At 45.9% G+C, this 13,045-nt stretch carries 11 protein-coding genes; 4 read left to right on the forward strand and 7 right to left on the reverse strand.

What is annotated here, in order from left to right:
- The first annotated feature begins 10 nt into the window (after window positions 1–10).
- The 3 genes from AC1XUF_RS02820 to AC1XUF_RS02830 all read left to right on the forward strand — a co-directional run bounded on the left by AC1XUF_RS02820 (window position 11) and on the right by AC1XUF_RS02830 (window position 1,968).
- The gene (locus AC1XUF_RS02820) at window positions 11–379 is read left to right on the forward strand and encodes a hypothetical protein (RefSeq protein WP_483340135.1); all 369 of its coding nucleotides are present in this window, start codon (window positions 11–13) and stop codon (window positions 377–379) included.
- A gap of 96 nt (window positions 380–475) precedes the next feature.
- Window positions 476–901, forward strand: a complete 426-nt coding sequence (locus AC1XUF_RS02825; protein WP_483340136.1) for a hypothetical protein — start codon at window positions 476–478, stop codon at window positions 899–901.
- A gap of 134 nt (window positions 902–1,035) precedes the next feature.
- Window positions 1,036–1,968, forward strand: coding sequence for an aldo/keto reductase (locus AC1XUF_RS02830; protein ID WP_483340137.1), 933 nt, complete (start codon window positions 1,036–1,038; stop codon window positions 1,966–1,968).
- A 15-nt stretch (window positions 1,969–1,983) separates the two neighbouring features.
- On the opposite strand, the gene AC1XUF_RS02835 is transcribed toward AC1XUF_RS02830, so the two are convergent.
- Entirely contained in the window at window positions 1,984–4,101 is a 2,118-nt protein-coding gene (locus AC1XUF_RS02835; RefSeq protein ID WP_483340138.1) for an outer membrane protein assembly factor BamB family protein, read from the reverse strand.
- A 54-nt stretch (window positions 4,102–4,155) separates the two neighbouring features.
- Complete coding sequence (locus tag AC1XUF_RS02840) at window positions 4,156–6,111, reverse strand: sialate O-acetylesterase (protein ID WP_483340139.1); 1,956 nt, start codon at window positions 6,109–6,111, stop codon at window positions 4,156–4,158.
- Window positions 6,112–6,231: 120 nt separating this feature from the next.
- Between AC1XUF_RS02840 and AC1XUF_RS02845 the strand changes: the two genes are divergently transcribed.
- Window positions 6,232–7,131: a glycosyltransferase gene (locus AC1XUF_RS02845; protein WP_483340140.1), complete on the forward strand. Its 900-nt coding sequence runs from the start codon at window positions 6,232–6,234 to the stop codon at window positions 7,129–7,131.
- On the opposite strand, the gene AC1XUF_RS02850 is transcribed toward AC1XUF_RS02845, so the two are convergent.
- The 5 genes from AC1XUF_RS02850 to AC1XUF_RS02870 all read right to left on the reverse strand — a co-directional run bounded on the left by AC1XUF_RS02850 (window position 7,124) and on the right by AC1XUF_RS02870 (window position 12,728).
- Entirely contained in the window at window positions 7,124–7,894 is a 771-nt protein-coding gene (locus tag AC1XUF_RS02850; RefSeq protein ID WP_483340141.1) for a glycosyltransferase family 2 protein, read from the reverse strand. The genes AC1XUF_RS02845 and AC1XUF_RS02850 overlap by 8 nt on opposite strands.
- A 1-nt stretch (window position 7,895) precedes the next feature.
- Window positions 7,896–8,852, reverse strand: coding sequence for a glycosyltransferase family 2 protein (locus AC1XUF_RS02855; protein WP_483340142.1), 957 nt, complete (start codon window positions 8,850–8,852; stop codon window positions 7,896–7,898).
- Window positions 8,849–9,805: a glycosyltransferase family 2 protein gene (locus tag AC1XUF_RS02860; protein ID WP_483340143.1), complete on the reverse strand. Its 957-nt coding sequence runs from the start codon at window positions 9,803–9,805 to the stop codon at window positions 8,849–8,851. Before AC1XUF_RS02860 ends, AC1XUF_RS02855 begins: the two co-directional genes overlap by 4 nt.
- On the reverse strand, window positions 9,806–11,632 hold the full coding sequence (locus AC1XUF_RS02865) for an ABC transporter ATP-binding protein (RefSeq protein ID WP_483340144.1): 1,827 nt from the start codon (window positions 11,630–11,632) through the stop codon (window positions 9,806–9,808).
- A 112-nt stretch (window positions 11,633–11,744) separates the two neighbouring features.
- A complete protein-coding gene (locus AC1XUF_RS02870; protein WP_483340145.1) occupies window positions 11,745–12,728 on the reverse strand; it encodes a glycosyltransferase family 2 protein in 984 nt (327 codons plus the stop codon).
- Between the last annotated feature and the right edge of the window lie 317 nt (window positions 12,729–13,045).

Raw genomic sequence — 13,045 nt, forward strand, 5'->3', positions numbered from 1 at the left:
ATTAAGCTCAATGGCAAATGTAAAGACGTTGGTTGACCAATGGTCAGTCAAAGATTTGGAAGACAATTCCTCCATTCATGTAGCAGTAGAAGATTGTACGGAGCTAGGCAACAGCTCATTACCAGGCATCCAGGTAATTGCTATGGGGCAGATTGTTACTTATGAACCAAATATTGTAGAGCAATGGGCATATAAAGCCGGGAAACAAGGAGTGACCGAGTATTTTCTCGAAGATAAATCCTGGACTTACCACGAAGACCAGTATATCAAGCACTACCTCGTTCTTGGAACTCCGTTGAAGGCCAGGGTGATCGTTAAAACAAGAAGCTCCAAACCCATCACCAGGGAATACGAATTGCCTTTTGGGATCGAAGAATAAGCTTTCTCGTGGATCTTTTTGCACTAGAACGCATTAATGTTACAACCATTTCGCCGGGGAATGTTTCTTTTCGCTATATCCAATTATATCATTAGCATGAAAAAAACGATTCTATTCGCACTGATCTGGGTAGCGGCAGTTGCCTGCGACCAGAAAGATGATGCAGCCCCCCAAGCTGAACTGAAAACCACCAGTATTGCTTACCGCCAGCTTACCACTGTTCCGGCCTCGGGCGAAAACCTGAAAGTTGACCTTCGGGAAGTGAGCGACAGCCGCTGCCCCAAAAATGTCGTCTGCATTCAAATGGGAAGCGCACAAATTACTTTCAATGTCTCTGACGGAGCCAGTCAGACGAGTGTTAGCGTAAACTTTAAAGGTGACAAAAATGGCGATTTTCAGACATTTACCTTGGGAGGCCAAAACTATGTGCTGAAGGTAAGCGAGGTGCTGCCTTATCCGGAGACTACGGTGTCGCCAAAGCTGGAAGACTACAAGGTGAGCGTTACGATTGAAAAAAAGTAGTAGATTAGATTTGGTGTGAAGTTTGTAAAAGGAGTCAGGAGTTGTCCTGGCTCCTTTTCTGCTTTTGGCTGATACTTCAAATGTTCGGATTTGTTGCGTAAATTGAAACCGTAAAAAACGAGGTTACAGAGACAATGGGGCACATTATTTCAAGAAGAGAGGTTTTACAGGGGCTGGCTGTAGCTGGCGGCACATTGGTGATGAACCCTGCATGGACATTGGCAAAAAACACTCAGAAGATGTTGATCGAAAGAAAAATACCCGCAACGGGCGAAAAGCTTCCGGTGGTCGGGCTTGGTTCCTGGCAGCAATTTGACGTTGCCACGGCGGCGGCGGAAAGAGAACCGCTACTGGAGGTATTGGCCAAAATGCACGAACTGGGCGGAAAAATGATCGACGCCTCTCCGATGTACGGCCGTGCAGAGCAAGTCATCGGGGAACTTACCGATCAGCTCAAAGTGAATGACGCGTTTTTTCTTGCGACGAAAGTCTGGACAACGGGTAAGCAGGAGGGAATAGCCCAAATGAATGATTCCCTGCGAAAGATGAAGCGGAGTAAAATGGATCTGATGCAGGTGCATAACCTGCAGGACTGGCAAACGCATTTGAATACATTGAAAGCCTGGAAGGAACAGGGAAAAATACGATACATAGGTATCACCCATTACACTGACTCCGCGCACTCAAGGCTTGAAGAGATCGTGAGGTCAAAAGTGGTGGATTTTGTTCAGTTCAATTACTCGATACGTTCCAGAAATGCCGAGAAAAGCCTGCTCAATGCCGCAAAAGATAACGGGGTTGCTGTAATTATCAATGAACCATTCGAACAAGGCGCTTTGTTCAGGGCAGTGAAAGGCAAAGAATTGCCTGACTGGGCCTCTGAATATGGTATAGATACTTGGGCGCAATTTTTCCTGAAATATATCATTAGCCATGATGCAGTTACCTGTGTCATTCCGGGAACTTCAGATGCCAAGCATCTGGTCGATAACCTTTCTGCCGGTATGGGCAGGTTACCGGATGAAGCAGGCAGAAAAAAAATGCTGAACTGGATAGAATCCGTTTAGGGATAGTTGATTCGCCTATTCCAGCGCGAACGCCACATATTGATTCCCCTTTTTTGCTCCCAGCTTGGTACCTCCGCAGGCGATGACGATAAACTGTTTGCCGTTCACTTCATAGGTAGACGGCGTTGCGAACCCCGCGGCGGGAAGTATGGTTTGCCAGAGTAATTTCCCGGTTTTCTTGTCAAATGCGCGGAACTTGCCATCTTTGGTAGCTGCGATAAAAAGCAATCCGCTGGCAGTAACGACGGGGCCTCCATAATTTTCGCTCCCTGTCGTAGGAACGCCTTTTGCCTTCAGCGATTCAACTTCACCGAAAGGTATTTTCCAGAGATAATCCCCGGTATTTAAATTAATGGCATTCAGCGTCCCCCATGGAGGTGATATGGCTGGGAGCCCATTGGCGTCGAGAAATTTATTGTATCCGGTGCTCTGATAAGGCAGGTAAACTTTTTTGGAAACGGGTGTCGAAGAAACGGCTTCTACTTTTTCGTCACCAAAAAGAAATGCAACAAGCGACTGCTTTTCCACGGATGTAAGCATGGTAAAGCCCGGCATCATTCCCTTTCCGGTATTGAGCAACTGGTTTACGAAAGCCCGGTCGCGCCGCTGCCCGATATCAATCAGCGAGGGATAGCCGCTTTTGGCATTTCCTTTTCTTTGCGGGCCGTGGCAGGTAACGCAATAGGTTGTATACACTTTTTCGCCAGGACTTAAATTGGAAAGCTCGCTCTCTCTGGGGGTATCTTTCATGGTTAAGATCCAAGCCATTTCATTGCTGTTGACATACAAGATACCGTCGTCTGGATCGGCCGCTGCTCCCCCCCATTCGGCTCCTCCGTCAAAGCCTGGAAGGATCACCGTGCCCTCTTTGCTTGGCGCTGCAAACAGCCCTTTTTTATAACCTTTGAACTTGATTACCAACGAATCATGGTCGGGAGCGTAGGGGCTGATGTCTTTTTCAGACAATGTGTAAGCCTGCCTCGCAAATGCGGCCGGCTTGGTGGGAACAGGCTGTGTAGGCCAGGGGAACTCGCCCGGTAAGGCGGCCTGAGGTGCGGTAATTTCTTTAATCGGAAACAACGGTTTGCCGGTAACCCTGTCAAAAACGAAGACATATCCCTGCTTGCTGACCTGTGCAACAGCATCTATCTTTTGTCCGTTTTTGGTGATCGTGATCAGGTTGGGCGGAGCTGGCAAGTCACGGTCCCACATATCATGGTGCATGGTTTGATAGTGCCATAGGCGCTTGCCGGTGCGGGCGTCCAATGCGATCAGGCAGTTGGCAAAAAGATTGGCCCCTTTTCTTTTACCACCATAAAAGTCGTAGCCGGCAGAGCCAGTGGGTACATACAGAATCCCTCGCTGGCGGTCTATGGCTGTACCAGACCAGTTATTCGCAGCACCGGTAAAGGTGTTTTTGTACGCGTCCGGAGGGAAGGTTTCATAGCCGAACTCACCAGGGTAGGGTATCGTGTGAAACGTCCACACCAGTTTGCCAGTACGTACATTGAATGCTCTGACATCACCCGGCGCAGCATCCGAATCTTCGGAGAGTCGAACCGGCATGATGATCAGATCTTCGAAAATGGTACCGGGCGTATTGGACACCATGTATTTATTTTTAGAAACTTCGGGCAGCCCGGTATGCAAGTCAATTCTACCCTGGTCGCCGAAACTTTCGATGACTTTTCCGGTCCTGGCATCAAGCGCATAAAGAAAAGAACCCATTGCGTGAAGGATCCGCTGATCGTTGCCGTCGCTCCAATAGGCCAGGCCACGGCTTGTATTGGAACCGTTTTTTGATTTATCCCCGAATGTCCAGATTTGTTTCCCTGTTGCAGCGTCCAGCGCAAATGCCTGGACTGTAGCGGTTACGCCATACAAAACGCCATTGACAATGATTGGATTAACCTGAGTTTGTCCTGAATCAGGCATGGCGTAACTCCATGCTACTTTAAGATTTTTGACATTTCCCGGGTTGATCTGCGTCAGCGAGGAGTAATGGTTACGGTCTGGGCCACCCAGATATTCCGGCCATTCCGTATTCACGGCTTTTTTATTATCATATAAACGGTAAGCCCCCAAAAAGAGAAATGAAGCGAACACAATACATAAAATCAGAGGTCTTACCATTTTACTGATACCAAAAACTTGGGTTTTGAAAGGTTGTCAACAGAACTTATCAACTTACTGAAACTTCACACTTTCCGTAACGCCGGGCCAATTGTCTGTCCTAAATGCGCTGGCGGGGAATCCATCTGTGCTGTAAAGATTAGCATCTTCAGGAGCATCAGACCATCCATATCTCACCGCCGCCGGCTTGGAAACTTTTGGATGGGTTACGATTACTTTATTTCCGTCTATTTCCGCTTTGGCATAGTAGAAAACTTTGTCATCGCCAGCTATCTCAAAACCTTTCAGGTAGTTATACCGATCCTTCACCATCAACCCGTTTTCGGCATGTTTGAAAGATAAAACGGCTTTGGACCCCTGGAACTGTACCTGATCATAGAGCGGCGAAGCATAGGGGATGTTTTGACCGTAATCGAGCTTAAGTGCATTTGTTGCCAGCCGATGTGCCACATCCTGCTTGTTGGTAGGGTGAATATCTTTTGGATTGCCCACATCCGTACAAACAGCCATGCCCGTTTTGGGAAGACTTAATGTCATATTCTGAGCTTCGCGCAGTTCGGCCCAATTACTTCCCTGGTTGCTGCTCTGATCATTTCCGAAACTGGATAACTGTACCCAATAGAATGAGAAGTCGTCATTCCACAATTTTCGCCAGTCATTGATCATTAATGGAAATGACTGGCGGTATTGGTAAGCCCTGGCCGCGTTGCTTTCGCCCTGGTACCAAAGTGTCCCGCGAATCGCAAAGGGAATCAGCGGAGCAATCATGGCATTATAAATGGTGGTTCCCACATTATTCATCAAATGGGCGTACTCGTGCTTTTCAGCAAATGAGGGCATCAGGTACCAATCTTTCGCAATGCTTATTTTTCTCGAACCATCTTCAACATACAAATCATTGCCAGATCCCATAAATCCAGGCCCAAACCATGGCGTGGCTACCATGTTGCCGGATTTGACTACCAACTGATTTTTACCGGCTTTCCAGGTCCCGGCTGGAATATTGATTTTTCGTACACCCTTGACGGTACCTTCATTAACCAGCTTTCCATTGACATAGATTTCATTCGGGCTGTCATTCTCGGGAAGCGATAATACGGTTGGTTTGGACACGATATCGTCTGCCAACTCGACTTCTTTCGCCAGGTATCCGTTGCCCCGGAAACCCATCAACCCCTTCCAGTCCCACTGTCCAACCGGATCGGCGGTCTTCTGCCAGTTAGTAAAGTCGGCGTTGCCGGATACATATCTTTTCTGATCGTCGGTATTGGGAAAAACAGACTCGTTTTTGAAAAGTTGCTTTTTTAATTTCGTATCCATCAGCACGTCTGCGTCCTGCCATGTTTTCGGCATGGTTTGGGCATAAGCTTTTAGGTCATTGCTGGCAAGCATCGCCTCTTTGCTGATCCAGCCTTCAATCTGCGAGCCTCCCCACGACGAATGCAGGATACCGATTGGAATATTTAGTTTCTGATAGAGCTCACGTGCAAAAAAGAAGCCGATTGCAGAAAAACCGCCAACCGTTTCGCGGGACGCAACCTGCCATTCGCCTGCCTTCAGATCGGCTTCGGGCGTCAAGGTAACGACATGGTCAACCCTGAAATGACGGATCTGTGGAAAATTTGCATTTTGTCTCTCCTCCTCGTAATTTTTGGCTGCCTGTACCGGCCATTCCATGTTGGACTGTCCCGAGCAAAGCCACACCTCGCCGATCAGAACGTCATTTACACTGGCATTCCCTGATTTGGCAGTAGCAGTGATGGTGTAAGGGCCGCCGGCTTCAAGCGGCTTGAAACTGGCCATCCACTTGCCTGATGCGTCTGCTTTGACGTCCATCGTCTGACCCGCCAGTGTCACTTTTACTTTTTCGCCGGCCTTTGCCCAGCCCCAGACCGGGATTGCTTTTTGGCGCTGCAACACGACATGGTCAGAAAAAAGGCGGGCAAATTTAACCTGCCCGAAGGCTGTGATCTGAACGAACAGTAAAAGAGCAAGGCAGAAACGTTTCATGGGTTTTCTCTTAGTGATAATTCCTATAAAACACGTTAAGGGGGCAGATTCTACTTAAAATACTAACTTTGTCGTCTCTGGTCTCATTTCAAAGTTCCGATCCGGAATCACTGCTGCTGAATGATATCTGTTATTATTTGTTCTGCCAATCCCCGGGATCTGGCCATTGTGAAGGAAAATATCGCCAAAACAGTTGGTGTCCCGCATGAGATTATCCATTTTGATAACCGCTCGGGAGGCAAGGGGATTTGTGAAGTTTATAACCTTGGGGCGCAGCAAGCCAGGTTTGATATCCTCTGTTTTATGCATGAAGACATTGAGATGCTGACGGATAACTGGGGGAGCAAAGTAATTGATATTTTTAGGGGTGATACTTCACTGGGCCTGCTGGGAATCGCCGGAGGAGGGTACAAATCGCTGGCACCTTCTAGTTGGTACAATTATCATCTGCAGGAAAACGGCGGATTTTATTGCAACCTGATACAGGGCTACAAGCATGCAGCAAAGCCTGATATGAAGGATTACCGTAACCCTAAGGGAGAGCTTTTGAGCAAAGTTGCGTGTGTTGACGGCTGCTGGTTTTGCACAACTAAAAGCGTCGCGCTTAAATACCCTTTTGATCAAAAACTGCTTCGGAAATTCCATGGCTATGATCTTGACTTTGGAATTTCTATCAGCCGGGAGTATGGGGCAGCAGTTACGTTTGAGATTCTTTTAAAGCATTTCTCGGAGGGGAAATTCAATAGAGATTGGATGGGTGAAATCCTGAAAGTTCATCGGAAGTGGGGCCATTTGCTCCCGTTGAATGTTGATTACGTCCCTGCGCAACATTTGAAGCGGATCGAGCGGCACGCCATTGAGGTTTTTCTGCAGCAGAGCATCAATGAAGAGAGCTTTTCCAAATGGGAGCTTATCAGCTATTTATGGAGCACAAGACGATCCAGGGTCGCCCCCATCTCTTTTCCTTTTAAGTTAATAATCAGGTTATTAAAAATGAAAAAAGGTCAGCCGATTACCTGATTTTGCGCAGATTTTTGTAAAACTTCCGGATGTTATTCAGATACGAGAAATAACTTCTTCCTTTCCATTTGTACTCGTAGTAGAAACGTTCCCGGCTGGTCAGTTCGAGTTGCTCGGTTGTGCTTCTCGTTTTTAAAGTGCGACTTTCCAAATGGTCCACCACGGACGACGTCACCAGGGCATGTTTGAGCTTGTGCTTCTCCAAGGTATTTCCGTAGTCATTATCCGCAAACCAGAACTTGAATGCCGGATCCAGTCTTCCGGTTATTTTTAACATATCCCTTTTGAAAAGGATACACCAACCGATTAGCTCCTTCCGCACCTCATAACCATAATAAATTCCGCTGTTCAACTCAAACCCATGCTCAGGATGGTGAATGCTGCAAGCGGGGGAAACGCTTTGAAGGTCCGGGTCACTAGCGAAAGCATTCAAAATTTCTGTTGCCCACCTTTTGTGAAATAAAAGATCGTTATTGGCAATGCAGACGTACTTGCTTTTAGTCATACCAATACCAATGTTCATATATCGGTGGTAACCAAAGCGTTGCCAAGGATACACCGTTTTGGAAAAAGGGTATTGGTATGGTTTCAGTGCTTTATTGGATTCCACCACAATGACATTGAACCTGATTTCTTCGGGATTTTCGGATTTTTCAAGGCTTTCGAGCGCGTCCAGCGTTACCTTTTGTAGCTCCTCGCTACGAGCGTAGCTGAGTATGACTACATCGATCTCCACCGGCTTTTTTTCGGGATTTGGACTCATCTTACCGGGTCTTTTTAAAAAGATTTTTTCTCTTAAAATTTAGTGATTTGAAATAGTAAGATAGGAACGTTTTCAGATCGGTGAGACCATAAAGTATCTTCAAGTCGTTTACATTGAGCAGATTGGCGTGGTACATCATGTATTTGTAAAGCTTCTGCGTGCTGGCAGCATTGCGTTGAAGCAGTTTTTCTTTCTCTGTTTCTGTCAAAAATAAAGATTCATTAATCCTGTTAACAATCCTCTTTCGAAATTGCAATTCTCCGGCCTGCATAATCTGAATGTTTTTGCTCGTGTTCCGATGATGGATCCTGATCAGCGTTTTGGCGTTTTCATGATCGAAAAAGCTGTAATGTGCTCCATGAACTGCACAAAGGAACCAGAACTCCCAATCTTCGGTATAATTGCTGAACTCCGGAAAGCCATTTACCTTTTCAACGATACTTCTTCTGAGCATTGGGCTGCTCACAACAGCAATGTTAGAGTATATCAACGTGTTAATAGCTTCGTAACCTTTTGCATTGATCTTGGGGAGCCAGTTGTGATGGTTCATTTCATAGTCTGGATAGGTCACATCGGGCCGGTCCGTTTCAAAATATAAGTGGTCGGTGTATGCGATATCGACCTCCGGGTGTGCGTCCAGAAAAGCGGTCTGGAGTGTCAGCTTCTCCTTGCTGAGCAGATCGTCCGCATCCAGGAATTGAATGTACTCACCTTTGGATTTCTTAAAACCGAGGTTCCGTGCCACAGAAACACCGCTATTGGGCTGGACCACGTAGCTTATTCTACTATCCTCTTCTGCGAATTTTTTAACAACATCTCCTGTGTTGTCCGAGGACCCATCGTCGATGATGATCGCTTCCCAGTTCTGATACGATTGCATCAGAATGTTATTCAGGGTTTCTTTAATGATAAACCCGTAATTGAAAGTTGGGATTATAATGCTGACTAATTTATTCATATCAGTTTTTTCGCCCGGCTTCCCCATATTTTTCTAAGGGTGAAAAAGAATTTACTTATCGTCGATTTCTTCAGTAAGCTAAGTAGCAGGTCTTTATTTTTCCATATAACTACTCCATAAGCCATGTTTGCGAACGACCTATTTCTTCGGAGGCTAAGGTTGTATAGCTTGGTAACGAGTTGATTAGTTTTGCCTGTTGACTTTTGGGAGCACAAAAATAACCATTCACTTTCCCTATCAAGCCCCGCGATCTTCTGATCCGCGCTTTTTGAAACGTGGTGCAAAGCAAGAATATCCGTATTGTTCTTCTGATGTTGCCTGTATTGCACAAGCGCCTGGTCCACAAAGTCTATGCGACCAAGGGTAGCGGCGTGGTATGCCAGCCATTGGTCGTAATGAAAATGCTCAGGAAATGGCAGGGCAGTTTCCAGTACCGCTTTTTTCATCATGATACTATGGCCGGACACGCAATTAAAATACAAAAAAACCTCCGGTCGATCGCCCCGGTAAAAATTGAACTTATCCGAGATCCTGTATTTCAGGGGCGCTCCGGAAGAGTCAATAAATTCGGAATCATGGTAAACCAGCTTGTGATCTCCAATCGCGTTGAACTGAACTTCAAGTTTGTCTTTTCGCCAGATGTCGTCCTGATCGCAGATGGCGATGATTTCTCCCCGGCATAGTTGAAGGGCTTTTTCAAAATTCTTGTTATAGCCGAGGTTCTGCTCGTTGCAATATACCTTGAATCTTGCGTCCCTTTCGGCATAATCGTTCAGGATGCTTTGACTTTCATCGGAAGAGCAGTCGTCGACGATGATCATTTCCCAATCAGTTATGGTTTGGGAAATGATGGAATCTAGCTGTTCCTTTAAAAAATCGCGACCATTGTAAGTGCACATTGCAATCGAGATCAGCGGCATGTGCGAGGGCGTTTGCAGCGGCGTACTTTCCATTTAAGCTTCTGTGAACTGCTGCATGTCCACCAATCTCCTGTAGAGGCCTTCGTGAGCAATCAGTTGCGGATGATTTCCCTGTTCCACGATGACTCCGTCTTCCAGAACAACGATCATGTCCGCATTCTGGATGGTACTCAGCCTGTGTGCGATTACAAGCGAGGTTCTGTTTTTCATCAGATTGTTCAACGCTTCCTGCACGAGCTTTTCCGACTCTGTATCCAGGGCCGAAGTAGCTTCGTCCAATAACATAATAGGCGGGTTTTTCAGTACCGCTCTTGCAATGCAAATCCGTTGTTTCTGGCCACCGGAAAGCTTCATACCCCTGTCTCCGATGTTACTGTTATAGCCATGCTCGGTTTGAAGAATAAAGTCATGGGCATTGGCAATCCGGGCTGCAGACTCTACTTCTTCCTGTGTTGCGTCGGGTACGCCAAAAGCAATATTATTATAGATGGTATCATTAAAAAGGATCGACTCCTGGTTTACAACGCCGATGAGCGACCACAGAGATTCCAATTTTAAGTCCCGAATGTCAACTCCATCCAGCGTTACGGATCCTTCGTGGGCTTCGATAAACCTCGGAATCAGGTCCATCAGGGTAGATTTTCCACCACCCGACGGCCCTACAAGGGCCACCGTTTTTCCCTTCGGGATGGTTAAATTAATGTTTTTCAGAACCGGCCTCCCGGGGTAAGAAAAAGAAAGATTATTTAGTTTAATGGCTTCACGAAATTCAGAAACGTCTTCCGCATCGGGGCTGTCTCTGATTGCGGGCCTTTCGTCGATCAGTTCCAATACTCTTTCCCCGGCAGCAATGCCTGCGTGGATAGTACTAAACGAATCGGTGAGTGCCTTCGCGGGGCGCATTACCTGGGAAAATATAGCAATGTAACCCACAAATTTGGCCACCGTTAATTCGGATTGGTTGTCAAGAATCAGAGAGCCGCCGTATAAAACGATAATCGCCACCATAGTTACACCCAGAAATTCAGAAACAGGCGAGCTTAATTGTTGCCTTCTCGCCATTTTGCGGCCTAATTCAGAATACCTGATATTTTCCTGGTGAAATTTATCTTTGATCTCGTCAGTTGCATTAAAAGCTTTGATAATCTTGATCCCGGACAAGGCTTCATCCAGATAGCTGATCATTAAGCCAAACAGATGCTGTGCCTGGGTAGCCTGCTGTTTGAGCCGCTTGACGATTTTTGAAATCAAAAATGCGGAAATGGGAATGACGAGAATGGCGAAAAGCGTGAGCTTGACCGACGTTGCAAAGAGCATAAAAACATAGGCGATCAATTGCAGCGGTTCTTTAAATACGACCTGCAGTGTACCAGTTACAGAAAACTGGACGACCTGAACGTCTGACGCAATCTTAGAAATGATGTCGCCTTTTCTCTGGTTGCTGAAATATCCGACATGCAGGTTCATCACGTTGTTGAAAACAGTCTTTCTCAGATTAAGAAGCGTGTGGATACGAAGGTTCTCCATAACACGCTGAGAAAAGTATTTAAAGATATTGGAGAGCAAAACGGAGCCGACAATTACGCCGCACACAATTTGCAATGCGCCATGAGGTCCGTATAAAATGTTTGCTTGTTGGGCGAGATAGTTTAGCACATCCGTAATCTCCCACCAACTATTGGGCCGCTCTATGAGGGTGGCACCTGCCTTATTGCTGTTGAACAAGGTGCTGAGAAGGGGTACCAGAAGTGCCAGGTTTAGCGTATTGAATATAACTCCCAGAACGGTGAAAAGGATATATGGAAACGCAAATCGAGCAATTGGTTGAGCAAAGGATAATAATCTGAAATAAGTCTTCATTATGTAAAAGTGGCACCTTTTTTGGGACGCCCGAAAGTAAAATAGCCGGAAATTGGGAATTTCCGGTTAAAAGGTGCAAATTAATGCTTATCGGTGGAAAGTTGGCTCGGGCCTATAATTTAATTACCTGCTTGTACTTCAGCATGATCTGGATATTTTCGATCACGTCATTGATTCCGATGTTAGACTTATAAACCCTCATCTGCCGTTTAAACGCTGTCTTCTTGATTTTCAGCTCATTCATGTTCCTCAGGAAATCAAGATATGCCTGCGCCTTATAAAACTGCAGTGTCAGAATGCTGGGCAGAACGTCGCTCAGTAATACCTGCAGATGATAAAGGTTCAGGTCCGCGCCGTGTAAATGCAAGTGGTGCATGTAGTACCGGTTCCTGAAATAAATCCTTTTGACCGAGTAGGCATCCTTGTGGCCTTTTGTAGTCGCAGATACTTCATGTCTGCACACCGCATTGTGCTCATAGTAGCATTTCCAGCCCAGGCGCCACGCCCTGATAGACATTTCCTGGTCCTCCCCGTAGTAGGGATTGAACATCTCGTTGAAGCCGTTGATAGCCTTTAACTTTTTGGTGTCCATCAATGCAATTGCACCCGACAGATAGAAGGTAGGGGTGAGGCTGTCCGAGTCTTTCAGATAGAAAAAATTGCTTGGCTTGATCTTCCTTCCCAGGATTTTGGGCGATCTGGCGGCGTCCAGGATGTTATCGTCTTCCATACCGATGATCCTGCCCATCACGCCAAAAGTATCTTCCAGCTCGAAATATTTATATAGTTTTTCGAAATACCCCTCTTCCAGGGTCACGTCGGTGTTCAGGAGAAATATCAGATCGTTTGTAGCCTTCTTTATTCCGAGGTTGCATGTGTGTGCAAAACCCGAATTTTTGTGCTTTCTGATTACGGTAATGCTGCTACCGTAGTGCGTTTCAAGATAGCTGACAGAGTCGTCAGTAGACGCGTCGTCAACCACAATTATCTGGACGTTTGGCCCGAGTCCGTTGAGTATCTTATAATTGTTCTCAAAATACTTCTCGAACAAATGCTTTCCGTTAAAATTCGGAATTACTACGGAGATGCTTTTCATTAATCATACAGTTTAGTGTAGCGTATATAGTGTTATCGATAGTTGTTTCTTTTTCATGGCAGTTAGTCTCCGCCGAATTATAAATAATTGAACCACTGAAAATTTGTAAATACCAAACGCACGAAAACCCTATACGTGACACGATAAAAAGAACGAAATTTCCGTTTCTGGCAATAAAAACCTTTCGGGATTCTTTAACCCCGGATTTGTTTTATGATCGATTAAGAGAAGGGAAGGAATTGAATTAAATCAAGAGCAGAGGCCCTTAAACGGGATTTGGATCAGATTTTTCAAAATTGTCCAAATGTTTAAATAGA

Source organism: Dyadobacter sp. HNCC25DJ185 (genome assembly GCF_056895195.1).